The following is a 24,319-nucleotide window of genomic DNA, read 5'->3' on the forward strand; positions in this document are numbered from 1 at the left end:
CCAGTCGAACGCGAGAACTACAAGACCAAAAACCAAAAGGATGCACGATGCGTGATTTTGTCGACGGAACAGCTTTTAACAACGAACAGGGCAACCGCGCCCGCAAGTTATTTGCTGCAGTCGTCCTCGCCGCTTTGGACGACGCTATCGCGGACGATAAGAAGTATGGTAACGGTCCTGAACAAATCGCACGCTGGGCACGTTCGCGCGATGGGCGCGAAGTGTTGTCATGCGCTGGCATCGACCCGAACGAACGTGTGGTCGAAGGCTTGATGGAATTTGTTGGCAAAGGTGTCCGCACCTCTGTCGCGCTCTCCCGCGAGGAAAGCGAACGTCGCAACGCAGCCGAGCAAGAAGCACGCGCCGCTTAAGCGACCAGACCAAAAGTTATGTTGGCCCTGCCAGGCCGACTTTTCAGAACGCCGCCCTCTGCTCGGGGCGGCGTTTTTTCATGGCGATCCGTTTGTGGCAAACATGACTGCAAAAACGATCCCCGGCAGTGCTTCCATACCAGCCAAGGCGACGATGAAGATGCGCATCCATTTTCCAACGAACCGCCGCCACAGTACAATGCAGCATGCCAACGACGCCAAGACTTCAATCGGACCAACGAGATTACCGTAATGGCTTGGGTCCCAGTAGCTAAGCGGACTTTCAAATATCCAATTTGAGATAGGCCAAAAATGCGCACGCCCGTCATTGTGATGGAAGGCAAAATCGAGAACCAAGTGCAACAAGGCCGCCCCACACAAGGCGATAACCACCTGTGATCGCGCCATAATCCCAAGAACCAGCGCGATGCCCCATAAGATCATCGAATTATCGATCCGGAATATGCTTTGCCACGCGTCTGAATAGTAAAGTTGACCAAAAACGATCTGGGGATCAGTCCCAAGCACAATGAGATGTGCGCCAGCCATCAGATACAATGACAGGTCAGGGATGATCGCACCAGCCAAGGCAGCGCAGGTGACAGCCGGTCTATTCGCCCGCCCGAACGCGGTCAAGCCAAAAATCAAATGGGCTGGTGTGTTCATGCTCTTCCCCTGCACCACAAGTACTTCTAGACACGTAGCGCAGGAGGACGCGATGACCAAGGCGATCATGATCCAAGGGGCTGGCTCTAACGTTGGCAAATCCATTTTGGTAGCGGGTCTCGCACGCGCCGCGACCCGTCGCGGCTTGTCCGTCGCTCCGTTCAAACCCCAGAACATGTCGAACAACGCGGCCGTTACACGCGACGGCGGTGAAATCGGGCGTGCGCAGGCGCTACAAGCCCGGGCCTGCGGGCTTCAACCACACACCGATATGAATCCCGTTCTCCTCAAGCCGGAATCCGAAGTTGGCGCCCAAGTCGTTGTGCACGGCAAAAGACTGACAACGATGAAAGCCCGCGACTACGGCAAGATGAAAGCCACCTTGCTTCCCGCCGTTTTGGAAAGCTTTGATCGTTTGAAAACACAAGCAGACCTGATCATTGTCGAAGGTGCCGGCAGCCCTGCCGAGGTTAACTTGCGCACTGGTGACATCGCGAACATGGGATTTGCCGCTGCCGCTGGTGTCCCTGTCGCGCTGATCGGTGATATCGACCGTGGCGGCGTCATCGCACAATTGGTGGGTACGCATGCGGTCTTGCCCGACGACGACAATGCACTGATTAAAGCCTTCGCAATCAACAAATTTCGCGGTGATACGACGCTTTTCTCAGAAGGTATGGACATCATTGCGGACAAAACAGGATGGGCGCCCTGCGGCATTATCCCTTGGTTCGCAGATGCGTGGCGCTTACCGGCCGAAGATGTGATGGACATCGCATCCCGTAAGGGCGGCTCAATCAAGATCGCGGTGCCAAAACTCAATCGAATTGCCAATTTTGACGATCTTGACCCGCTTTCTGCAACACCGGAAGTGACCGTCGAAATCGTGCAAGCGGGCCGTCCTTTACCCGCTGACGCGGATTTGGTCCTGATCCCAGGATCAAAATCTACAATCGCGGACCTTGCGCATTTCAGGGCGCAGGGCTGGGATATTGACCTGTTGGCGCACGTCAGACGCGGTGGACGTGTATTGGGGATTTGTGGCGGTTATCAGATGCTTGGCACTGAAATCATTGATGATGAAGGGATCGAAGGCCCGCCCAGCCGTGTCGCTGGTCTTGGCCTACTGAATGTCGTCACAACCATGCAAGATGACAAACGATTAACCGAAGTGACCGCAACGCATTTGGACACAGGATCGTCGCTGCAAGGTTACGAAATCCACATCGGTGTCACTGATGGTCCGGATACCGACAACGCATGGCTTGACGTTGCGGGCCGTCGCGAAGGTGCAGCAAGCGCCGACGGGCGCATTCAAGGGTGTTATTTGCACGGATTGTTCAGCGCAGATGCGTTTCGCACCGCATTCCTAACCACTTTGGGTGCAGCGCCTGCAGCGTATGGCTACGAAGACAGCGTTGAGCGCACGTTAGACGCGCTTGCCGATCATCTAGAGGCACACATGGATGTCGATACGATTCTGAGCTGCGCCGCTGAGGTCTAGTCAGACGTCTTGTTCGGTAATCACGCGGTTGATTTCACGGCGCACCAGTTTGCGTACATTACGCGTGATGCGTTCGCCCATCTCGCCCTGCAATTCTTCGCGGATCATTTCACCGACCAACGCGCGTAATGCGTCAGGATCAACCAACTGACCGTTTGCAGGCGTCGCGACCGCACCAAAAGTCGGATCAACGTCTGGGACCAATTCATCCCCGAACACATCACCAGGTTCTTTTTCGGCAGCATCTGCTGTCGCTTCTGCGACCGGATCGTAGACTTCGTCAAAACGCGTATGACTAAAAGCCACATCGTCCTCCGCGACGGCCACATCTTCAACGGCATCGACCGTCGCTTCAACCGGCTCCGCTTGTTCGGCTAGTCCTTGCGCCACTTCATCCACGATCGTGTCTGCGATGTGATCGGCAACTGCATCCGCGACGGTGTCCTCTGGCGATTTGGACTGTCGCGCGTCGAGTTTGTGCAGAAACGCAGATGTCACGCTACTTTCCATCAGCGTTTCGCTTCCGTCGGGTTCCCATTCGTCTTCGGCTTCGGTGACGGCGGCTTCGAGTTCGGCAATTGTTGCTTCCAAACTTGCACGGTCAACGGTGTCTTCAGCGTGCATGCTTGGCTGGGGCGCTGTTGGAAAATCTAGCGTGCTTAAACCCGGCACGGTTTTGTCGTTCTGTGTGTCGTCCTGCGGTGTGAAATCGGGCGGCATCTTCAAAACGTCGGATTCTGGCGAATCGGTAACCGTGTCAGGCACGCGGAATGCCGGGGTCAAAACCAACCGATCGATCGGTTCGGATTCGACCGCACGCAGCGTTTTTTCAACTATTTCCGGCTTAATCTCTTGATTGCCTTGCGCAACAAGCCTGCGGATGGAGGAAAGTACATCCTCGATATCGTGATTGCTGACCGGATCGGACATTGAAAGTTCCTGTTTTCGCCTCAGCCACAGTGTAACCACTCAGGCCCGATCAAACAACATGTTGGATAGACTCGACGTTAATCGCCGATAGCCCGCAAAACACGATCCAATGCAGCACCTTGATCAGATGTCGACGTCGGCGCGTCCTTGACCAGATTGTAGTATGCTGCAGGGTCATACTGCTGCACAGGCAAGCGCAGGTGTTCGGCAGTCAAAAGGCCCGTCGCAGACAACAACGTGTAAGATGCAATCACTTCATCGGCTTGCGCAGAAATTTGGTTGGCACGTGCGTTCAGCAATTCTTGTTCAGCGTTCAGAACATCCAAAGTCGTCCGCGCGCCCAATGTCGCTTCTTCACGGACACCGCGGAATGCAACGGTCGATGCACGAATCTGTTCTTCGGATGCCTGACGCGACGCACGCGCGACTTCGAGGAAAGAATAAGCGTTACCAACCTGTTGCTCTAGCCCATGACGGGTCACATGTAGTCCAGCACGGGCAGCGTCACGGCGCGCCATGAACTGACGGACCTGACTAGACAGGCGACCACCTTGGTAAATCGGACCAGAGACGGTTACGCCGACTTGGCGGCCAAAATTGATTTCGTCATCGACGCCAACCTGCGCACTTAGGCTGACAGTCGGGTTGTTCGCGGCTTCGGCGCGCCGGATATTCAATTCAGCGGCGGATACGCCATGCTGGGCTTCACGCATCGTCGGATGGTTGCGGACGGCGTAGGCTTTTGCTTCTGCAACGCTGCGCGACGCAGGTGCAGGCGATACCGGTTGAAGTTGGCCCGGTGCGCGCCCGACGGCTGCGCGGAATTCTTCTTGCGACTGGGCAAGACTGCCCTGTGCGGATGCCAGCAAGCTACGTGCCGCTGCCAATCGTGCTTCGGCGAGTGATACATCTGTGCGAGTCACTTCGCCGACTTCGAAACGGTCTTGGGCTGCACGGAATTCTTGCGTGATGACGCGCACGTTGTTTTGGCGCAACGCCAAGAATTCGCTGTCGCGACGCACGTTCATGTAGGCTTCGACTGCGCGCAAAAGCACCTGCTGTTCCACGCCAACCAACGACTGACGTGTCCCCAGTACGAGTTCCTTTTGCGCATCAATCGCAAATTGCGTCGCGCCGGAATCGTAGATCGTCAAGCTCGCAGAAATACTTGCGTTTGCGGAAATCAGATCGGCACCCGGTGCCCGTGGTGCGGATGACGATGCCGTCGCGGACCAGTTGATCACCGGCATAAGAGAGGCGACAGCCTGTGCGACGTCTTCGTCCGCCGCACGCAAAAGCGCCCTGTTCTGTTCAAGCAGTCCAGAATGATCGTAGGCATGCGTCAATGCATCAGCAAGCGTTTCGGCAGAAGCCGCAGGGGCAAATGCAACAAAGCAAACAGCAGCAATGGTTTTCAATTGTACCGCAAAATTCTTCATTAAGATCGCTCCCTTTGCGCTTTCTGCGCTCGCCGAAGATCGGACCGAACGCGGTTCACAAGCTGAACGCGGCGGCCTTCTTAAAACCAGATAGTGTCGGCGCCGTCGCATTAAAGGAGAAGCGCCAACTTACAATACCGTTTGACTTGTAACCGACCCGCACAACGCCAAGCGACCCTTCAGCAAAGATGGCCGCAATTCGCCCACCGTCGCGCAATTGGTCAAGGATCGTTGCAGGAATTTCTTCGACAGCACCTTGCGCGATGATGATATCGTAGGGGCCAGATTTAGCTGCACCTTCTGTCAGGTCACCGGCCATCACCGCTGCGTTGTCGACACCGTTTTCCGACAAAATGGACTGGGCTTCGTTCGCCAGATCTTCATCGTCTTCAACGCCAGCAACAAAATCTGCCAAACGCGCCAGAACCGCTGTGGAATACCCAAGGCCGCAGCCTAGGTCCAACACTGTGTGGTCTGGCTGGACATCAACTACTTCCAGCATCTTTGCGAATGTCCGTGGTTCCAACACAACCCGATCGGCGCTGAGCACAACATGTTCGCCCATGTAGGCCGCTTCTCGCAGCTGATCTGGCACGTAAACCTCGCGCGGAACGGACAACATCGCGTCGATGATTGGGAACTTTGTGACGTCTGATGGGCGGACTTGTGTGTCGACCATCATCGTGCGGCGGTTGCTGTAGTCTACCACGGGGAACACTCTTCTCTTGAAATATGTCAAGGTTGGTGATGCCACACCCCGCCACTGGCGGCAATGTCTGATCAGCCGATGAACCGTCCGTTTTATGTCTTCAATTGAAGCAAAAGTGCTTTTCGATCCACCTTTGATGCGTGGCGCTGATCCATGGGGATCGCGGTCACGTGTCTGATCTCGGAGATTCCTAAAGCGTGTGCAGATGTAATCCACGTCTGAAAATCTGCTTTATCCCCGCAGATAACAAGCGTCGGCGTTCCATTTACGCTAATCAACGCGCAAGATTCGACGCCGCGCCATTGCCGCACTGCAACCTCCACCGAAAACGGAAAAGTGAGCTGCCCATTCAGGCAAACGTCGGTTCCCATGCGTCCCAACAACCACAGTCTGCCATGATCATCATACCGACCAGCGTCACCGGTGCGGTGCCAAATCTCGTCGTTCTCGTGCAGCTTGTTTTCGACGTCATGTCGAGGATCAAGATATCCTTGGTTGACGTGGTCGCCCGCGACCAAAATTTCGTCGTCAACAATCCGGACCGCAGTCGTCGCAGTTGGTTTCCCAACCAAAAGCCCCTGCCCCGCTTGCATGGCCGCGTGATCGTCAACACTGACATCCTCATGGTCGAGATGCGCAATCGGTTCCGCTTCAGTAGACCCATACACACATGTAACGTGCACATGGGGATGCGCCTGACGCAGGGCCGCAACCATGCCAGGAAACACCGGACCACCACCAGTGAAAACCTGCTTTAAGGACGGCAGGCTTTGCGTTTGTGACAACGTCGTACACAGCGCGGGCGGCAGCAACGCACGGCTGACGTTTTGGTCTTTGATCCAATCTGCCAACTGATCAGAGCCCAGATCAGCAAGACGCGACATTTTCCAATTTGGTAGAACAGATGTGCGGCCAGCCGCTAAATTGATCAGCGCAAAAACCGGAAAGGCGACCAAGTCCCGTTCTGGCATATCGCTTTCTAATAGTGGGGCGACTGCGTCGTGCTGCGCCATCAAAAACGCATGACTGCGCGGAATCGCCTTCGGCGCTCCCGTTGTGCCTGATGTGAATGAAATCAATGCGATATCGGTTGAGTTAATGGCGTTACGTAACAAACCATGATCGCCTTCGCGCAGCGCTAAGCGCTGGATGAACCACAATTCGGGCACGACGACCCGGAGCCCGACATACCATCCCGTCGCGCAAAAGGCCGTTACATTTGCGGTCTTCACCGCGTGCCGCACACCGGCCAATCCCAACGCAGGTTCTGGCAAGACAACAGTCGCACCAAGCGACCAAAGTGCAGCAAGGGTCGCGTATAGATCGCTGCTGATCCCCATGGCCACAAGAACGCGGTCGCCCTGACAGATGCCGGCTTTGGACCATGTATTGGCAAGCTTTGCCGCGCGCGCAAGAAGGGCAGCAAAAGACACAGACGATCCGTCAGCGTTCACGATTGCCGTGCGATCCGGATATGCGGCGACCGTCCGCGTAAAATAACTGATCAGGTCAGCCATCTAATCTGAGGCCAAACAACGTATATCTTCGGAAAATCTCTGCCCCCTCGGCGGCACTTCGCACCGCCGACAGGTTGTCGTTGTGAATTAACGCATGAACAGCTGTTTCATAACCAAGTTCGCGGGCCGTTTCGTGGAACGCATACGCCAACATTTGACCGGCACCCTTGTGCAAACTCGCATAGGTTTTGAGAATAACAGTCTTCGGAGCAGGACCTTCGTTGTAATTAGGAATCGCAAACAGAAAGCCAGCCAGCCGCCCTGCAGAAGTCCGTGCGAAAAAGATAAGTTCTTTCTTCAGAACTGGCAGCACCGGCATATACATTTGCAGAAAAACATCGAGCGATACAGGTTTGTAAAACGCGTTCTTTTCAAACGCGGCGATCGATAACCCGTAGACCTGCTGAAACAGCTCTTCGGGATCTTCGCCATCCCACTGTTCGACATACAGATCCTCAGAGGGTGGTGGTGCGGTCGTCGCAGTGTCTTTCAACGCAACACGTGCTGAAAAGTACTCGCTGACCGATTGGAAACCCGCATCAACAAACACATCAACATTTGTTTGCGAATTGGAAGGTTCCAACATGAACGTCGGGCTGTCGTCGGTTTCAGTTACAAACCGGTAGCTGTGCCACGTGTCCCCATCCATTGGGCCAATCACGCGGCGAATATTCTTCGAGCGAATAAAATCTAATGCGCTTGCTAAGACTTCGGAACCGGCTTCTTTCGTTTTGCACGAAAACTGGCCCACAGCGGCCGTTCTTTCACCTGACCATAGCGGGCCATCAAGGTAGACAGATATCTTTGCATCCGTCGTTCTAAAAAGCGTCGGGGTTGTCACAATAACCCTCCCAAGTCAGTCTCAACACAATACACTATTACTGGGATCATAGTCGACGCAACGGCCAGTAAAGTCACCCTGAAACGACTGAATAGGTAAGTAAATTGGGATGTCATAGTGGAAATAAAGATCAAATTTACCATAACGACACCCCACATCGGACCGTTCCAGTTTTGAACCGGATCGTTCAGCGTCACACTCAAAATTCGTAGCACAACAAGCGCAGCGACGACGCAAAACGCCCCGAACAAACACACTCTTGCGGGCGCAGGTACCAACGCGATGACGCAAAAACCTAGGGACATCCCCATCGCACTGATCCCGTAAAAAGACACGGCATTCCACGCCGTGGCATTACCTAGCGTGAGCCAGAAAAGGCTAAGAATGACGATCCCTGCGACAACATCCAGATCGGGATAGGCGCTTTTGTCAGGGTTCGTTGATCTGCTCCATGCGTGAGCCAGAAAAACAGATATCGGCAGCAATGCGTTATGGACAGACGTGACCGCCAGCAGCAAAAAGACGGTTGTCACGTACACCCGACCAGCATGGTTGGTCAGACCAACAAGCGGCGCCACCGCGCGGAACCCGATGAGCGTTGCTGCGAATAGAACTGCCAGAAAAATCAACGCGCCAATATCGCGATCACCGTGACTGGCGAGGAAAACCAGAATGCCAAGCGGCAGAAACAGGTTATCAAAACCACGCCAACTGACCGCTTCGACCAAGGTTCCAAAGCCTGCGATCATCAGCGAAAGCAAGATAATGTTGCTGGGCGGAAAAGGTGTCATCGCCATCAAGCATCCCATCGACAACAACAACGCAACTGCGAAGAAAACAACGCAGCCCTCCAAACTTTTCTGGCCGTCCTCGACCCTGAAAAAGCGGCGGCCATAGGTCGTCCCTGCCAGCGCAGCGGCCGCATCAGCGAGCGTCAGCAACGCAATAGGTAGAACGTACAAAACCAATTGATCTTCGGATAGGAACAAGCACAGCCCAACAGCGATTGCGAGCAGAATGTCACCGTAGGATTGCCTGTCCACGCCATGCAGCGTCGATCCCAACCCGCCCGACGCGATGCGCGGCAATCGCAGCGCCAGCATTACAATCAGGGTCACACCGACCAACACATAAACGGGCCAACGGTCAGGAAACAGCCAAGGTAAAGTTAACGCATACATGCCAGTTCCGATGTGAACCAACTTGCGCTGTATTTCTGCCGACAGGCCATACGCGTCGGCCATGCGTTTCACGACGGCCATGAGACCAAGCAGCACGCAGACCGACCCGAATGCGAGGACCATCTGCGTAACAACGGTCACGGGCGGACTTCCTCGACCACGAAGTCTGAATAGAAAAAGGCTTTGTCACGCTGTTTCTGTGTGTCTTCTACATCGGTCAAGGTATTCACGCGGTGCTGCAGATCGGTCGGCACACGGCGTGGCGCCATCATATTCCAATAAACCAGCCGCGCATTCGGTGACGCGGCCGACAGGATACCTTCATAAACCTGCGCAAAAACATCGTGCGACATATATTCGAAAATGTCAGACAGGTTAAAACCATCGGCCTTTTCGCCTGTAGACACAAAAGCCTCTAACGATCCGGACCGAATATCCAGCCGATCCAATCGCGACCGGATCACGTCATAATGCTCAGCCCGCCACGTCATCGGAAGGGCAGCACCGTGTGTGCCCTTCAATATCCAATGCAGGTAGGGATTTTCAGCCGGATCGCAATCAACAGCCGCATGCCGGATACGCCGCGCAACATGCTGTGCAGGGCTGCCGTCCACATGATCAAAAAATGCTTTGTCGCGCCCCATGCGCCCCATCACAAAGCGCGAGAAAAACACGTTCAACAGCAGCCGCCAGCGCCATGTAATGAAACGCGTATCGAGGAAGTCTTGCCGCTCAGCTTTCGGGCGGGAAACAAAAGTGTCGTCAATGGTGCGACGACTGTGGACCAGTGGTAAAAGGCGGGTCCGGAAAATGCGGAAATAGCGTTCGAACTTACCAACACCGCCTGCGCCGTGCTGCGCTACGTCATCCGAAAGCGAAGCCCAGAATGCTTTCGTATCAGCGTCCAAATCCGCGATCGCGCGCTCCAACAGTGCAGCGCGCCTATCGCTCTTCACGGCCCCCATGAGTTCAAGAAATTCTGGATGCGACAGGTTTCGGAACGCGCCAACGCGTAAATGCAGGCAGGCGATTTGCGCGGGCGATAGGTCGACGACGACTACCTTTGCAGGGTCCAAGGTCAGCATCGCCAATGCGTTATCCCCAGCCGAACAAATGGAAACCAACGTTCCGCCCGTCACATCACCCAACGCTGCCGTCAAAACATCAGCGTCTTCCCAAAGCTGGGCGTAGCGGATGTAATCAAACGCCGCTTTTTCTGCGATTTCAGAGCTTTGGGTCATGCTTTTCTACCCTCCCCGTTGCACCATCTACCGAGATTTCTTGCCCATCCGCGATCCACTGCGTTGCACCTTTCAGACCGACGACGCAGGGGATACCCAACTCTCTCGCGACAATCGCTGAATGCGACAACAACGATCCCCTTTCGACCACGATGGCCGACGCTTGCGCAAAGACCGCGATCCAACCGGGGTCAGTGTGGCGCGCGACCAAAATCTCTCCGGGGGCCAGCGTTTGTGTGCGCGGATCACGGATCACGCGCGCTGTCGCCGTCACTTGCCCTGCGGCACATCCGGTCGCAGTTTGCACCATATCCGAGGTCACAGAGGTCGCCGTATCCGCTTGCCAGACCGGCGCAATCGCTGGTCCGCGCAGTGACACGCGTTCGGGCGGATCAGGACGATCCTGTGCAGCGCGATCTTCTGCTTGCCGCATCGTGACAATTGCTTTCAGATCATGGGATATACCCGCGCCTTCGACGGCACTTAGCACTTCGTCTTTGGTCAGGAAAAAGATATCGCGGGGCGTGGCAATGATCCCGCGCGCCGCAAATTCGCGACCAAGCCCCAGAAACACGCGCCGCGCGTAGCCAAATAACCGCGTCCGTTCAAAGCGTAGATTTTCGCGATCACGCACGCGGGATTTCGTCCAGCTGATCACGGCTTTCGCAACCCTCTTTCTGATCGGATGACCCTGAAAAAGCGTCTCCCAATCAGGCGCTTGGTCGGCCTGCTTCGTTCGCTTAGTCAGAGATGCTTGTGCCGCAATCGCGTTCAATAGCGGTTGCGGGTCATCCGTCAACGGAATGCTTTCCAACTTCAGTTCTTCGGTGCATCGATCGCCGAATTTCGCAAGGTAGCTTTCAATTTCGGCAGCGATTTGCAGTATCTCTTGCAAGCCTGAGGGGTCCGTCACCCCCGCCTCGCGCGCCATCGTAGCCATCTTTGCGATCCGCTGGGCAGGCTCAGCCGACACGATGTCACCCTGCCCGATCATCACATCGTTATGCAGCGACAAACCACGGTCACTCAGCCATTTCTGCATCAAATTTCGCGACGCACCAAAAGCGATCATGCATAGAAAATCATTAACCAAAGGCGCATCCCAGCGATCCAAAAGCGTGCTTTCGATCTTGCGGTATTGTGCAGCCAATGCGGTAGGGTTTGCCGTTCCGATATCGAAACCATCATGCAACGCGGCATTCAACCGCGCATAAAAACGACGTCGCGTGCGGGGCAAGATCATTGCCTGCCACACAAGTCCCGCCCCAACCCGCAGCAATTTCAGGTATTCGACATAACGCGCAAATCCCGTCGCTGGCGGCGGCCCAATCGCGTCGGTCACTTCGTCAGGCAAGGGTTCGGACACCCCCATCATCGTTTCCATGTACGCGCGGTTGAGCGAAAATCCGGGCAACAGCGCCAAAGCGCGATACCAATTCACAAGATTGTAGTAGACGCGCCCATCAAGCCGACCCAGCATATTCGCAAATACGGCGCCGTTCGTTTGGATCGTCGTATCGGGCACACCTAATAGGTCGACGAACGCCCGATAAACGCGATCATAAACATGAACGGCAAACGAATAGGTCAGCGGGCTAACTATCCCTGGATAGCTTTCCACGATGTTGGAGTTATCGAAAATTGTCAGCGCCCGATCCAGCGCGGGTTTCGGCAACAGCGGCGTGGTGATCGGGCGGGCTTGCAGAATGTGCAGGCCTTCGCGATCAATCGCCCATTCGATATCTTGCGGGCAGCCGAAGGCTGTTTCAGCGCGCCGTGCGAGCGCTGCGATTTCTAGCGCTTGCTTTTGTGACAAGACGGCATCAGCCGGTGTCGTTAGGATATTTCCTTCTGCGTCGATTAACCAACTTTCACCATCAACTTCACCCGCGACCAGCGCGTCGCCTAACCCCGCCACAGCTGAGATCACGACGCGATCACGCTGCCCCGAAACGGGGTCAGCCGAAAACGCAACGCCCGCGAAATCCGCATTAATCATACGTTGAACGATGATTGCGGGGGCTTCGGACGTCCCCCCTGATGTCGCGTTAAGATAGGTTTTGACCGTATCCGAAAAACCCGATTGCCAGACAGTCAAAGCCGCGTTTGCTACGTCGGCTTGATCGACATTTAACACTGTTTCGAACTGCCCAGCGTGACTATGCGCGACGCCATCCTCCGCGCGACCAGAACTGCGTACCGCGAATGGACCGAAGCCTAAGGTATTTAATGCAGTATCAAGTTCAGAGACCAGTTTGTCATCCATCAGACCGCCTTCGAATGCGCCTGGCTTGATCACAAAAAATGGCGGCGGATTGAAACCCAGACGGGTCAACGCAGACAGCGCGGCGGCTTTCCCCCCCACGACATTAGCGTCAACCGACTGATCTTCTTCGACAATAAAACTCATAAGGCCCTCAGCGCTAGCGGTACAAAGCCCGCGATGGCGTAACATGCAAACACCCACAGGCCGGCAATTGTATCCATGCCTTCTGCTGCCTTTACTGTTGGTTCATCGCGATAGGCAAGCGCGCGTACGACGCAAAGCCCAACCATAACCGCCCCCATAGGTGCGACCAACCACCCTGATTGCGTCACGCCCCCGATCCCCCAAAGCAGGCCAAATGCGACGCCTACACACACGAGCCAAATGGTGCTTGCGCGCCGCACGCCCCAAAGGCCGGAATAGGTGTCGACGCCGTCGATTTCGCTTTCAGGCGCCCACAGCTTGCGCCCGATCTCCAGAATACAGCCATTCACAAACGACAATGCAATAAATAACCACAGGAACGGTGACCCTCCACCACCCGGCACCCATTCGAGTCCGGTAATCAGCACATCAATCAGCGGCATAATCGCCATGTGGCTAAGCAGATAAAGAACCGGACGCGCTTTCAAAAAGGCCGGCACACCGAATTCAAAGGTCATTGCTGTTAACCATAACCAGACAAGAAGAAGCAGCCACAGTACGGGTGGATGCCAAGCCCCAACCGCGAGAATAGCAATCGGGATCGTCGCAAGCCCGACCTGTATTACGCCGCGCAGCGACACCAGCCCGCGCGGGATTGGGCGATCGGGACGAAACCGTCGGTCGTCATCCAAATCCTTAATCTCGTCGCAGACCCGCATCTGGAAAAACAATGCCATTGCTACAATGAAACCTACGACGAAGACGCCAAAGTCAGGAATCTCCCGCCCGCTTAACGTGGCCGACGCGCAAATGCTGGCTGCCGAAAAGACACCCAAGAGAGGCGCGGTTTTCTTCAATGGAAAGCGTTCAGATTGATAGATCCACATCCGCGTCAGGCGAGACTGTGTCATCGGTGTCGTGCCAATGATTCATGTGCACGGGTAAAATCCCCTGCGGCGATGGCGGCAACAATCGAAATCTCGCCGCACAGACAGGTTGCCGCGGCGACTTCTGCCAGCGCTGCGGCTTTTCCTTCGCCCTTTAGTCCCAGCACGTTCAGCCCTGCGGACTGGCTCGGCAAACCTGTCCCACCGCCAACAGACCCCACCAAGATATTGGGCATCGTGACACTGCAGAACAGGTCATCGCCGCGCGGTTCCATCCGCGTGATGCCCATCGCGCTTTCAGCGACACAAGCCGCGTCTTGACCGGTCGCGATGTAGAGCGCGGCAAGCCCATTTGCAAAATGCGCCTGCGCCCCCATCTGGCCCGACAGATGCGAGCCAAGATTAGCGACCTGCCCGTAAGCGAGCATGTCCTTGACCGTTGTGCCGAGCGCTTTTTCGACAACCTCGTCCGACAGCGTGACAGAGGCGCTGACCTTGCGTCCGCGCCCTGTCACCAGACCCAAAAATGACGCCTTTTTATCGCCCGAAAAGTTTCCTTCGATGTACCAGTGTGCAATTGGAACGTCGCAACGATCTACGATCATGCGGCACAGCGCATCCGTCGCGATCGTCACCATGTTCTGGCCTGCAGCATCGCCAGTTGTGTAACGGCAAACTAAAAATACCACATTATTATCGACCATAGGTTCAATAGAAGATAATTTTCCGTATCGGGTGGTGCTTTCCGATTCGACCTTAAGGTCGTCGACGTTGTTTACAATCCATTCAACAAAGCGACCGGAATCCAGCAATGACCCCAAGACGAAGGCAGGCGAACGGATCACCCCTTCGTACAGCATGGCGGTGCTGATCCCACCTGCCTTTGTGGCCGCATAAGCCCCCCGCGCATAAGACGCGACAAGCGCTGCTTCGGTTGTGGCCATCGGGACATGATAGTCACCATGCGCGTTCAAACCATTGATGCGAAGGGGGCCAATGATGCCAACGGGAACGTTTACCGTCCCGATAAAGTTCTCAATATTACCATTGAAGACATCCGGCGTATCCGCATCAAAACCGGAGAGCATGGCTGCTTTGTCCGCGTCGGTCGCAGGACTGTCTGACATCAGCCTTGCCCAATATTTCGCGATGGACGCCTGCGTGGTTTTGCGAACCGGGCGCAGCGTCGTAAAGTCGTCGTCGCTAGGCAGCATCCGATCCTGAAGCGGTTTCAGTTCGAATTTGTCCCGCACGGATTGCACCATTTTGCGGACGTGATTTGGAATTGTCACCAGCTGTCTCCGTCATTTTGAGACACCTTAATGTTTAAGGCGGTGATGTCTAAGCATAGTTTCGGTCCTAAGATCGTCTGCCGATTAGGACATACCACTTGGCACGGCGACAGCGCCTACATTCCGCGCCTTATTGAATTCCCGCATGCGTCCTAAAACGTCGACACCAACCTGATTGTAGAGGTCCAATAGATCAACCAGCACCCAGTTTTCGCGTATCAGACCGCTTTCCAGCCGCCAAAAATCAAGGCTGCGTAAAAGCACTTCCTTGTTCGACGGCGCAATGCCCATCCAACCGTCGGCAGTGATCGTCAGCCGCATATTCGGCCAACCAGTCTCGCACACGTAATCGCCTTCGCCGACCCAATGAGACATAAGATCACCCATCGCATCAAGCTTGCGGTCGGGCATACCATTCAGGAACGGAATCTGATGCCAATTCCTGAAACCTGAAATACCGCGCGACGTTCCGATCCCTGTTGGCCCGTACCAGTTGAATCGCGGGTGCCAATATTGATCAAGGTTCATTACGGACGGATCGGGATCAGCAGGATATTTACATAGGTCGGTCAACATCGCGACCACATGGTTGACCGCTTTCTGTCCATCACCCGCAACTGTTAATCCATCGCCTGACATCGGCGCTGGAGTACACAAGAAGCCGCCCAATTGCGGCGCCATCGGCCAAGCCTGCGCCTGCATCATGATTTCGGGGATATCCCAAATCGCCTGCATCTCGACGATTTTTCCGTCAGAGACATGAAAAAATTCGTGGTACCGCATGTGAACGAGGTGGCCGGTCGGCGGAATATCAAGAAACGGTGCCGTAAAGGTGCCCATGTAATTTCCCATGCACCCGATCCAGTCCTGCCCTTCTGGCGTCGTTCCGGCCATCACGATCATATCGCGCCGTTCTAGATCCGGCACAGCCGCCAGCAAGGGCGCATAACATGTATCGAAAAAGGCATCAGGTCCGGTGACGGTCCCAAACGGGAAACACATCTTCACCTCGGCGTCCGGCGCAAACAAAATCTCCATTGCCGCGCGGACAGACTTTTCCGTGAACGTGGCCGTTGCCACGCGGTACTCTTTGATGAGCGCTTTCAGTTCAGCAGATGTCATTTTGTTGGACCTTTTGATCAGACAAGAAGCGCGGCAATTTCACGCGATATCGGGTTCATTCTACCCGCATTCTTGACAATGCGTGGCCCCCGCTTCAAGTGGTTATTGATATCCGCGACAGCAGTCACGCCAAGGGCCCCGCCGCTTGTAACCACTGCCCAACAATCGCACTGACTGGGGAGGGCAAGATGACCCGTATTGATGACAAATTCGCCGACCTGAAGGCTACCGGTAAGAAGGCCTTTGTGACCTATATTATGGCGGGCGACACCGACTATGACACTTCGCTTGAAGTCATGCGCGGCCTGCCCGGTGTCGGCGTCGATGTGATCGAACTGGGTCTACCGTTTACCGATCCTGTGGCCGACGGCGCGACGATCCAGTTGGCTGGGCAACGCGCCCTAGATGCGGGCCAAACGCTGAAGAAAACGCTGGCGATGGCAAAGGCGTTTCGCGAAGACGACAACACGACCCCAATCGTGATCATGGGCTATTACAACCCGATCTATTCCATGGGCGTGGACAAGTTTTTGGTTGCAGCCAAGGACGCGGGCGTCGACGGTTTGATCGTTGTCGACCTGCCGCCTGAAGAAGACAGCGAATTGTGTCTGCCCGCGAAGGACGCAGGCATCAACTTCATCCGCCTTGCGACACCGACAACAGATGCGAAACGCCTGCCAAAGGTGATCGAAAACACATCCGGCTTTATCTACTACGTCTCAATGAACGGGATTACAGGGTCCGCTGCGGCGCAGGCCGACAGCGTGCAGCCAGAAGTCGCAAGCATCAAAGAAGCAACTGATCTGCCCGTCGTCATCGGCTTTGGCGTTAAAACACCAGAGGCGTCCAAAACCTTCGCGGGCTTGGGCGACGGCGTTGTTGTTGGCTCCGCCATTGTGGAACGGATCGGGCGCGGCGATGCCCCTGCTGATGTTCTCGCCTTCGTTAAAACGCTTGCCGATGCGGCCCATAGCTAAAGGAACTGACCGATGAATGATCTTTTCAACAGCTTCATGACCGGCCCTGACGAAAATGGCCGTTTCGGCGATTTTGGCGGGCGTTTTGTGTCTGAAACCCTGATGCCTCTAATCCTTGAGCTTGAGGAACAGTACGAACACGCCAAGACCGATGAAACTTTCTGGGCCGAGATGAATGACCTGTGGACGCATTACGTTGGTCGTCCGTCGCCTCTGTATCATGCGGAACGGCTATCCGAGCATCTCGGCGGTGCTAAGATTTACCTCAAGCGCGACGAGTTGAACCACACGGGCGCGCACAAGATTAACAACGTGCTAGGCCAGATCATTCTGGCCCGACGCATGGGCAAAACGCGGATCATCGCTGAAACCGGTGCGGGCCAACACGGTGTCGCAACCGCGACTGTCTGCGCGAAATTTGGTTTGAAATGCGTCGTTTACATGGGCGCGCATGATGTTGAACGCCAAGCACCAAACGTATTCCGCATGAAGCTGCTGGGCGCTGAAATCGTGCCTGTTACCTCTGGTCGTGGCACACTCAAGGACGCAATGAACGATGCGTTGCGCGACTGGGTGACCAACGTCGACGACACGTTCTACTGCATCGGCACAGTGGCGGGTCCGCACCCCTACCCCGCCATGGTCCGCGATTTCCAAGCGATCATCGGCAAGGAAGCCAAAGAACAGATGCAAGCCGCAGAAGGCCGCCTGCCCGACACGATCATCGCCGCGATTGGTGGCGGATCAAACGCGATGGGCCTGTTCTTTCCGTTCCTCGACGACAAAGAGGTTAACATCATCGGCGTAGAGGCCGGCGGGAAAGGCGTGAACACAAAAATGGAACATTGCGCGTCCCTCACAGGTGGCCGCCCCGGCGTGCTGCATGGCAACCGGACGTATTTGTTGCAGGACGACGACGGGCAGATCCTTGAAGGGTTCTCGATCTCTGCCGGTCTGGATTATCCGGGCATCGGGCCGGAACACGCATGGCTGCACGAAATCGGTCGCGCGCAATACGTGTCGATCACGGATGTTGAGGCGCTTGAGGCGTTCCAACTATGCTGTGACATGGAAGGCATCATTCCCGCGCTCGAGCCGTCCCACGCGTTGGCGCACGTGATCAAGATCGCGCCGACGTTGCCGAAGGACCACTTGATCATCATGAACATGTGTGGGCGTGGCGATAAGGACATCTTTACGGTGGCCAAGGCGCTTGGGTTTGAGATGGGTGAGTTTGCTTAAGACACGCTATTCAATGTGATGAATTTATGGGTCTTGCAGGTAGCGAGGCCCATTACATTTTATCATCAATGTACGCTTCGATCCGGAACCTACGCCATCGGACGGAAGCTAACGGTCAAGCGACCCATATATATCAAGGTCAAGACGTGCCCCGCGATCACCCAATAAGCGTAACGTGGTTGCGTTGAAATCCAGTCCGTCGTTACCTGTTTGCATAAATACCCCACAAAAGACATCGATCTTATATTTGGCCGCCAAGTCACTCCAAACGTCCAAGTCGGAAGTCAGTTGGGCGAACAGATAAGTAATTTGAGCGTCGAGGTTGTCTCCACCGCTCTCGGCAACGACGAATCGCCATCCGCCTGTTCGCGCGAACCCTTGATATCTTGATTTTTTGCCTCGAAGATCTTCGCCTTTACGTTCGCTACTCGTAGGTGTTGTTCCAAGGAGTTTGGAAATCTCATCGGGTACAAGGTCATCGCCCCAAATTCTAAGTGCAGCCTTAGTGGAAGCAGGTCGTGGCACAATGTATCCTCAATTTGGTGGCTATTTTGGTCGTGTGAAACAACTAAGTCGCCGAAGGCTAGCTCTTTAGTATTCTAGTTGATGAGCGCAATCAAATAAGACTAACTGGTGCTTTGTCAGTGTCATTGACCTTCGGTCCTCCAACAAAAAAGGCCCCGCATCCCAGCGAGGCCTTTCTCAATTCAAATAACCGCAGCTTAGTTGCTAGCCGTCAGGCCGATGTGGCCCCCGATGGCAACCATGTCTGAGATCAGCTTGGCCGCGTCATCGACGGGGCCTGGCTCGTTTTTGAAGGTCTCTTGCGCAGTCGCGTAGGCCGCTTTGGCCTCTGCGACCATGCCGTCGAACATCTCTTGTGTGACTTCCGCCTTTGGCAAAGCACGCTCTGCCAGCACAGATACGCCTGTTGGCGTGATCTCTGCGAAGCCGCCGACGACGATATAGTCATCAACGCCGCCGCTGTGCGTCACGGACAGCACGCCGGGGCGCAGTGTCGTGATTGTCGGTGCGTGGTCAGCCATTGCCGTCATGTCGCCGTCAGCACCCGGGATTTGCACCGCGGATGCTTCAACGGACGCCAGACGACGTTCAGGCGAGACGAGATCGAATTGTAGGTTTGCCATTATCTAGGCCTCCTTTTGCTTCGACTTAAGCCGCGTCTGCGGCCATTTTCTCGGCTTTGGCTTTCACTTCGTCGATGCCACCAACCATGTAGAACGCGCCTTCTGGCAGGTGATCGTATTCACCGGCAACAACCGCTTTGAACGACGCGATTGTGTCTTCCAAAGGCACCTGAACACCGTCAGAGCCTGTAAAGACTTTCGCAACGTCGAATGGCTGGGACAGGAAGCGTTCGATCTTACGCGCACGGGATACGGTCAATTTGTCGTCTTCTGACAATTCGTCCATGCCCAAAATCGCGATGATATCCTGCAAGGATTTGTAACGCTGCAGCATCTGCTGAACGTCAGCTGCCACTGCGTAGTGCTCTTCACCAACGATCTGCGGGTCAAGCAGACGGGATGTTGAATCGAGCGGGTCAACCGCAGGGTAGATGCCTTTTTCGGAAATCGCACGGTTCAGAACCGTTGTCGCGTCCAAGTGGGCAAATGATGTCGCAGGCGCAGGGTCGGTCAAGTCATCCGCAGGCACGTAGATCGCCTGAACAGACGTAATCGACCCGTTCTTTGTGGATGTAATCCGTTCCTGCATCGCACCCATGTCGGTGGCGAGTGTTGGCTGGTAGCCCACCGCAGAAGGAATACGACCCAAAAGCGCGGACACCTCGGAACCAGCCTGTGTAAACCGGAAGATGTTGTCCACGAAGAACAGAACGTCTGTACCGGACTGGTCGCGGAACGCTTCCGCCATTGTCAGACCTGACAGGGCAACACGCATACGCGCACCTGGAGGCTCGTTCATCTGACCGTACACCAGTGCCACTTTGGACTTGGTGAGGTCTTCCATGTTGATAACTTCGGATTCGATGAATTCGTAGTAAAGGTCGTTACCCTCACGTGTACGCTCACCCACACCCGCGAATACGGAGTAGCCAGAGTGCACTTTGGCGATGTTGTTGATCAATTCCTGAATAAGAACTGTCTTGCCAACACCCGCACCACCGAACAGACCAATCTTACCACCCTTCGCGTAAGGCGCGAGAAGGTCGATAACCTTGATGCCTGTCACCAGCACTTCGGATGCTGTGGACTGTGCTTCGAATTCAGGCGCATCAGCGTGGATAGAGCGACGCTCTTTCTCGCCGATTGGACCACGTTCGTCGATTGGTTCCCCAATCACGTTCATGATGCGGCCCAGTGTGGCTTCGCCAACTGGTACTGTGATCGGACCGTCTGTGTCAGTCACTTCCTGACCGCGCACCAGACCTTCGGTCGAGTCCATCGCGATGGTACGAACTGTGTTTTCGCCAAGGTGCTGGGCCACTTCGAGGACCAGCTCTTTGCCGTTATTGTCGGTTTTGACCGCGTTCAAGATCTCCGGCAGGTGATCGTCGAACTTAACGTCTACAACGGCGCCAATCACCTGCGTGATTTTGCCTTTTGCGTTTGCCATAATGTTTCTCCGGTTCTCTTAAAGCGCTTCCGCGCCCGAAATGATTTCAATCAGCTCGTTGGTGATCACAGCCTGACGCGAGCGGTTAAACTCGATTGTCAGCGCGTCGATCATTTCACCAGCGTTGCGGGTCGCGTTGTCCATTGCCGACATCCGAGCACCCTGCTCGGACGCACCATTTTCCAACAGCGCCGCGAAGATTTGTGTCGCCACACCACGTGGAAGCAAGTCAGCCAAGATGGCATCCTCGGACGGTTCATAGTCATACAAGGTCGCTTCTGCGTCCTCGGATGCCTCGAACTGTGCTGGAATGACCTGCAATGCAGTTGGGTGCTGCGTCACGACGTTTTCGAAGCGTGCGAAGAAAATCGTTGCCACATCGAATTCGCCACCGTCGAAACGGGACAGAATATCTTTGGCGATGTTCTGCGCATCAGCGTAACCCACGCGCTTCACTTCGGTCAGGTCAACGTGACCTACAAAGTGATCGCCCAGATCGCGTTTGATCGCGTCGCGGCCTTTTTTACCAACGGTCAAGATTTTGACTGTCTTGCCTTCAGCAAGCAATTTGGATGCATGCGTGCGGGCCAGTTTTGCGATGTTGCCGTTAAAGCCGCCGCACAGACCACGTTCTGCTGTCATGACGACAAGCAGGTGAACTTGGTCCGAACCGGTGCCAGACAACAGCTTTGGTGCAGAGGGCGAACCCGCCGCACCGGACGCCAGCCCTGCCATCACAGCGTTAAAGCGCTCTGTGTAGGGGCGTGATGCCTCAGCTGCATCTTGAGCGCGGCGCAATTTTGCAGCCGCGACCAATTGCATCGCTTTGGTGATCTTCCGCGTGGATTTCACGCTTTCGATCCGATTTTTTAGGTCCTTAAGACTAGGCAAACCTATGTCTCCTTATCCTAAGACGATTAAGCGAAGTCTTTTGCGAATGCGTCCAGCGCTGCTTTGACCTTGTCAGCCAGTTCACCTTTAACCTTACGGTCGTTGTCGGTGATGTCAGCCAGCAAGTCAGCGTTGTTTGCGCGCAGGTGCTTGAGCATTTCTGCCTCGAAACGACCAACGTCTTTCACGTCGACTTTATCAAGGTAGCCGTTTGTACCTGCAAAGATGACGCAGACGATTTCTGCGTTTGTCAGTGGGGAATACTGTGGCTGCTTCATGATCTCAGTCAAACGCGCACCACGTGCCAGCAACTGCTGAGTGGCCGCATCCAGATCGGAACCGAACTGCGCAAACGCAGCCATTTCACGATACTGAGCCAAAGAAAGCTTAACCGGACCAGCAACAGACGCCATCGCCTTTGTTTGGGCAGAAGACCCAACACGGGAAACGGACAGACCTGTGTTCACAGCTGGACGGATACCTTGGTAGAACAATTCTGTTTCCAAGAAGATCTGACCGTCGGTGATGGAAATCACGTTAGTCGGAATAAACGCAGAAACGTCGCCACCTTGGGTTTCAATGATCGGCAGCGCCGTCAAAGAACCAGATCCGTTGTCTTCGTTCAGTTTACATGAACGCTCAAGCAGACGGGAGTGAAGGTAGAAAACGTCACCTGGGTAAGCTTCACGGCCTGGTGGGCGACGCAGAAGCAAGGACATCTGACGGTAAGACACAGCTTGCTTGGAAAGGTCATCATAGATGATCAGCGCGTGACGGCCAGCATCGCGGAAATGCTCTGCCATGGCTGTCGCAGCGTATGGTGCAAGGAACTGCATCGGTGCTGGGTCAGACGCTGTCGCCGCAACAACGATTGAATACTCAATCGCGCCGGACTCTTCGAGCTTCTTAACCAACTGCGCAACTGTGGAGCGTTTCTGGCCGATAGCTACGTAGATACAGTACAGCTTGCCAGAATCGTCGGCAGCTGCGTCGTTGTATGATTTTTGGTTCAGGATCGTGTCGAGCGCGATCGCTGTTTTACCTGTCTGACGGTCACCAATGATCAATTCGCGCTGACCACGGCCAACTGGGATCATGGAGTCAACGGACTTCAGGCCAGTCGCCATTGGTTCGTGAACAGATTTACGTGGAATAATGCCCGGCGCCTTAGAATCAGCAATCGCACGCTTTGTTGTCGCGATTGGACCTTTGCCGTCCAGCGGGTTGCCAAGGCCGTCAACAACGCGACCAAGCAGTTCGTCACCAACAGGAACATCCACAATCGCGTTTGTACGCTTAACTGTGTCGCCTTCTTTAATGTCGCGGTCAGAACCGAAGATAACAACACCAACGTTGTCAGCTTCTAGGTTCAAGGCCATTCCGCGGATACCACCGGGGAATTCGACCATTTCACCAGCCTGCACATTGTCGAGGCCGTAGATACGCGCAATACCGTCACCAACTGACAGTACGCGGCCCACTTCGGCCACTTCGGCTTCCTGACCGAAGTTTTTGATCTGGTCCTTAAGGATCGCAGAAATTTCAGACGCTTGGATCGCCATATTATCCGACCTCTTTCATAGTGTTCTGGAGTGCGCTGAGCTTCGATTTGATCGACGTGTCGATCATTTTCGAGCCCACTTTAACAATAAGACCGCCGATGATTGATTCATCCACGGTCTCTTGAATGGTGACGGCTTTGCCGACTTGTGCTTTCAAAGTCTTCGAAAGCTTGTCCATCTGGGCCTTTGTCAAAGCTTTGGCTGTTGTGACTTCAGCAGTCACCTCGCCACGCTCTTCGGCCAAACGGTCGCGCAAGACAGTCGTCAACTGTGGCAACACAAAAAGACGCCGCTTGGACGCCAGAAGTGAAAGCACGTTGCTTGTTGTCTTGGACAATTTCATTTTCGTAGCAATCGCTGCGATTGCCGTTTCTTGCTCTTCCCGGCTGTAAAGCGGGGATGTCAGCAATGTACGGAAATCTGCGCTGTCGGCTAATGCGCCGTCCAGTGCTGCCACGTCGGTTTCCAGCGCCTTGAGCGCCTTACCCTCTTTTGCGAGGTCAAACACAGCCGTCGCATAACGCGCGGCGATGCCTGTGGAGATACCAGCTGTTTCGGACACGTCCACCCTTCCGATGTCTGTCGCCTACACTATTAACCGCTTCTTCACGGCCGCCAGATAGGCATCTTGTTGGGCCCCCAATAACCGGCGGCTTCAAAATCTCGTGCGATGTAGCAGAGGTCATATGTTGTCGCAAGCACGCGTCGCGACAAAATCGTAATCTCGCGTCGCTCCTATATTCTTTGGGCACAGTTTACCCATATTCTACGCAACTTGGGCAAATTGACGCAGCGAAAGGCTGCTTGCCCTCGAAAACCCTTCGCAAACGGCACATTCATGCTTTTAAGCGACTCGGCCCGTCCAGTCACGCCCCGCATGCAAGTCTATGGAATCGCCTCGGTGCATCAAACGAACGCAAAGCTGGCCGATTCGTCCCA

At 54.9% G+C, this 24,319-nt stretch carries 22 protein-coding genes; 4 read left to right on the forward strand and 18 right to left on the reverse strand.

Annotated features, from left to right (window positions below; translation table 11 throughout):
• Window positions 1-47 precede the first annotated feature (47 nt).
• On the forward strand, window positions 48-371 hold the full coding sequence (locus tag MWU61_RS14295; RefSeq protein WP_045998630.1) for a DUF6280 family protein: 324 nt from the start codon (window positions 48-50) through the stop codon (window positions 369-371).
• 78 nt (window positions 372-449) lie between these two features.
• Here the strand turns inward: MWU61_RS14295 and MWU61_RS14300 are convergent, their stop codons facing one another.
• Window positions 450-1,037: a cobalamin biosynthesis protein CobQ gene (locus tag MWU61_RS14300; RefSeq protein WP_247129061.1), complete on the reverse strand. Its 588-nt coding sequence runs from the start codon at window positions 1,035-1,037 to the stop codon at window positions 450-452.
• 52 nt (window positions 1,038-1,089) lie between these two features.
• Here MWU61_RS14300 and MWU61_RS14305 point away from each other — a divergent pair, with 52 nt between their 5' ends.
• Window positions 1,090-2,541 (forward strand): cobyric acid synthase, encoded by a 1,452-nt coding sequence (locus MWU61_RS14305; protein ID WP_247129062.1) that lies wholly within the window; start codon window positions 1,090-1,092, stop codon window positions 2,539-2,541.
• Here the strand turns inward: MWU61_RS14305 and MWU61_RS14310 are convergent, their stop codons facing one another.
• The 11 genes from MWU61_RS14310 to MWU61_RS14360 all read right to left on the reverse strand — a co-directional run bounded on the left by MWU61_RS14310 (window position 2,542) and on the right by MWU61_RS14360 (window position 16,110).
• Window positions 2,542-3,471 carry a hypothetical protein gene (locus MWU61_RS14310; RefSeq protein WP_247129063.1) on the reverse strand — a complete coding sequence of 310 codons (930 nt, stop codon included), beginning with the start codon at window positions 3,469-3,471 and terminating at the stop codon, window positions 2,542-2,544.
• A gap of 77 nt (window positions 3,472-3,548) precedes the next feature.
• Window positions 3,549-4,910 (reverse strand): TolC family outer membrane protein, encoded by a 1,362-nt coding sequence (locus MWU61_RS14315; RefSeq protein WP_247129064.1) that lies wholly within the window; start codon window positions 4,908-4,910, stop codon window positions 3,549-3,551.
• A 55-nt stretch (window positions 4,911-4,965) separates the two neighbouring features.
• Window positions 4,966-5,619 carry a protein-L-isoaspartate O-methyltransferase gene (locus MWU61_RS14320; protein ID WP_247129065.1) on the reverse strand — a complete coding sequence of 218 codons (654 nt, stop codon included), beginning with the start codon at window positions 5,617-5,619 and terminating at the stop codon, window positions 4,966-4,968.
• A 92-nt stretch (window positions 5,620-5,711) separates the two neighbouring features.
• A complete protein-coding gene (locus MWU61_RS14325; protein ID WP_247129066.1) occupies window positions 5,712-7,136 on the reverse strand; it encodes an AMP-binding protein in 1,425 nt (474 codons plus the stop codon).
• Window positions 7,129-7,785 (reverse strand): hypothetical protein, encoded by a 657-nt coding sequence (locus MWU61_RS14330; protein WP_247129067.1) that lies wholly within the window; start codon window positions 7,783-7,785, stop codon window positions 7,129-7,131. Before MWU61_RS14330 ends, MWU61_RS14325 begins: the two co-directional genes overlap by 8 nt.
• Before the next feature lie 188 nt (window positions 7,786-7,973).
• Window positions 7,974-9,299, reverse strand: a complete 1,326-nt coding sequence (locus MWU61_RS14335; protein WP_247129068.1) for a hypothetical protein — start codon at window positions 9,297-9,299, stop codon at window positions 7,974-7,976.
• A complete protein-coding gene (locus MWU61_RS14340) occupies window positions 9,296-10,399 on the reverse strand; it encodes a DUF3419 family protein (RefSeq protein ID WP_247129069.1) in 1,104 nt (367 codons plus the stop codon). The genes MWU61_RS14335 and MWU61_RS14340 overlap by 4 nt, the downstream gene beginning before the upstream one ends.
• Window positions 10,383-12,809: a PEP/pyruvate-binding domain-containing protein gene (locus MWU61_RS14345; RefSeq protein WP_247129070.1), complete on the reverse strand. Its 2,427-nt coding sequence runs from the start codon at window positions 12,807-12,809 to the stop codon at window positions 10,383-10,385. The genes MWU61_RS14340 and MWU61_RS14345 overlap by 17 nt, the downstream gene beginning before the upstream one ends.
• The gene (locus tag MWU61_RS14350) at window positions 12,806-13,720 is read right to left on the reverse strand and encodes a UbiA family prenyltransferase (protein ID WP_247129071.1); all 915 of its coding nucleotides are present in this window, start codon (window positions 13,718-13,720) and stop codon (window positions 12,806-12,808) included. The genes MWU61_RS14345 and MWU61_RS14350 overlap by 4 nt, the downstream gene beginning before the upstream one ends.
• Window positions 13,717-14,988 carry a hydroxymethylglutaryl-CoA reductase gene (locus MWU61_RS14355; protein WP_247129072.1) on the reverse strand — a complete coding sequence of 424 codons (1,272 nt, stop codon included), beginning with the start codon at window positions 14,986-14,988 and terminating at the stop codon, window positions 13,717-13,719. Before MWU61_RS14355 ends, MWU61_RS14350 begins: the two co-directional genes overlap by 4 nt.
• A gap of 84 nt (window positions 14,989-15,072) precedes the next feature.
• On the reverse strand, window positions 15,073-16,110 hold the full coding sequence (locus MWU61_RS14360; RefSeq protein WP_247129073.1) for an ester cyclase: 1,038 nt from the start codon (window positions 16,108-16,110) through the stop codon (window positions 15,073-15,075).
• Between the two features lie 188 nt (window positions 16,111-16,298).
• On the opposite strand from MWU61_RS14360, the gene trpA reads away from it, so the two are divergent.
• The gene (gene trpA / locus MWU61_RS14365) at window positions 16,299-17,087 is read left to right on the forward strand and encodes a tryptophan synthase subunit alpha (RefSeq protein ID WP_247129074.1); all 789 of its coding nucleotides are present in this window, start codon (window positions 16,299-16,301) and stop codon (window positions 17,085-17,087) included.
• Window positions 17,088-17,099: 12 nt separating this feature from the next.
• A complete protein-coding gene (gene trpB, locus MWU61_RS14370) occupies window positions 17,100-18,329 on the forward strand; it encodes a tryptophan synthase subunit beta (RefSeq protein WP_247129075.1) in 1,230 nt (409 codons plus the stop codon).
• Between the two features lie 108 nt (window positions 18,330-18,437).
• Here trpB and MWU61_RS14375 read toward each other — a convergent pair whose 3' ends face one another.
• From MWU61_RS14375 to MWU61_RS14400, 6 genes are all read right to left on the reverse strand, one after another.
• A complete protein-coding gene (locus MWU61_RS14375; RefSeq protein ID WP_247129076.1) occupies window positions 18,438-18,854 on the reverse strand; it encodes a DUF4279 domain-containing protein in 417 nt (138 codons plus the stop codon).
• Window positions 18,855-19,051: 197 nt separating this feature from the next.
• Window positions 19,052-19,477, reverse strand: coding sequence for a F0F1 ATP synthase subunit epsilon (locus MWU61_RS14380; protein WP_247129077.1), 426 nt, complete (start codon window positions 19,475-19,477; stop codon window positions 19,052-19,054).
• A 25-nt stretch (window positions 19,478-19,502) separates the two neighbouring features.
• A complete protein-coding gene (gene atpD, locus MWU61_RS14385; protein ID WP_247129078.1) occupies window positions 19,503-20,927 on the reverse strand; it encodes a F0F1 ATP synthase subunit beta in 1,425 nt (474 codons plus the stop codon).
• Between the two features lie 18 nt (window positions 20,928-20,945).
• Window positions 20,946-21,818, reverse strand: a complete 873-nt coding sequence (locus MWU61_RS14390; protein ID WP_247129079.1) for a F0F1 ATP synthase subunit gamma — start codon at window positions 21,816-21,818, stop codon at window positions 20,946-20,948.
• A 26-nt stretch (window positions 21,819-21,844) separates the two neighbouring features.
• The gene (gene atpA, locus MWU61_RS14395; RefSeq protein ID WP_247129080.1) at window positions 21,845-23,380 is read right to left on the reverse strand and encodes a F0F1 ATP synthase subunit alpha; all 1,536 of its coding nucleotides are present in this window, start codon (window positions 23,378-23,380) and stop codon (window positions 21,845-21,847) included.
• A gap of 1 nt (window position 23,381) precedes the next feature.
• Complete coding sequence (locus MWU61_RS14400) at window positions 23,382-23,942, reverse strand: F0F1 ATP synthase subunit delta (RefSeq protein ID WP_247129081.1); 561 nt, start codon at window positions 23,940-23,942, stop codon at window positions 23,382-23,384.
• Window positions 23,943-24,319 lie beyond the last annotated feature (377 nt).

Source organism: Loktanella sp. F6476L (genome assembly GCF_023015725.1).
In the GTDB taxonomy this organism is placed as follows: Bacteria; Pseudomonadota; Alphaproteobacteria; order Rhodobacterales; family Rhodobacteraceae; genus Yoonia.

Coding starts and splice junctions, on each gene's coding strand:
- MWU61_RS14295 (WP_045998630.1), top strand. CDS start 48: ATGCGTGATTTTGTCGACGGAACAGCTTTTAACAACGAACAGGGCAAC.
- MWU61_RS14300 (WP_247129061.1), bottom strand. CDS start 1,037: ATGAACACACCAGCCCATTTGATTTTTGGCTTGACCGCGTTCGGGCGG.
- MWU61_RS14305 (WP_247129062.1), top strand. CDS start 1,090: ATGACCAAGGCGATCATGATCCAAGGGGCTGGCTCTAACGTTGGCAAA.
- MWU61_RS14310 (WP_247129063.1), bottom strand. CDS start 3,471: ATGTCCGATCCGGTCAGCAATCACGATATCGAGGATGTACTTTCCTCC.
- MWU61_RS14315 (WP_247129064.1), bottom strand. CDS start 4,910: ATGAAGAATTTTGCGGTACAATTGAAAACCATTGCTGCTGTTTGCTTT.
- MWU61_RS14325 (WP_247129066.1), bottom strand. CDS start 7,136: ATGGCTGACCTGATCAGTTATTTTACGCGGACGGTCGCCGCATATCCG.
- MWU61_RS14330 (WP_247129067.1), bottom strand. CDS start 7,785: ATGGATGGGGACACGTGGCACAGCTACCGGTTTGTAACTGAAACCGAC.
- MWU61_RS14340 (WP_247129069.1), bottom strand. CDS start 10,399: ATGACCCAAAGCTCTGAAATCGCAGAAAAAGCGGCGTTTGATTACATC.
- MWU61_RS14345 (WP_247129070.1), bottom strand. CDS start 12,809: ATGAGTTTTATTGTCGAAGAAGATCAGTCGGTTGACGCTAATGTCGTG.
- MWU61_RS14350 (WP_247129071.1), bottom strand. CDS start 13,720: ATGACACAGTCTCGCCTGACGCGGATGTGGATCTATCAATCTGAACGC.
- MWU61_RS14360 (WP_247129073.1), bottom strand. CDS start 16,110: ATGACATCTGCTGAACTGAAAGCGCTCATCAAAGAGTACCGCGTGGCA.
- trpA (WP_247129074.1), top strand. CDS start 16,299: ATGACCCGTATTGATGACAAATTCGCCGACCTGAAGGCTACCGGTAAG.
- trpB (WP_247129075.1), top strand. CDS start 17,100: ATGAATGATCTTTTCAACAGCTTCATGACCGGCCCTGACGAAAATGGC.
- MWU61_RS14380 (WP_247129077.1), bottom strand. CDS start 19,477: ATGGCAAACCTACAATTCGATCTCGTCTCGCCTGAACGTCGTCTGGCG.
- atpD (WP_247129078.1), bottom strand. CDS start 20,927: ATGGCAAACGCAAAAGGCAAAATCACGCAGGTGATTGGCGCCGTTGTA.
- atpA (WP_247129080.1), bottom strand. CDS start 23,380: ATGGCGATCCAAGCGTCTGAAATTTCTGCGATCCTTAAGGACCAGATC.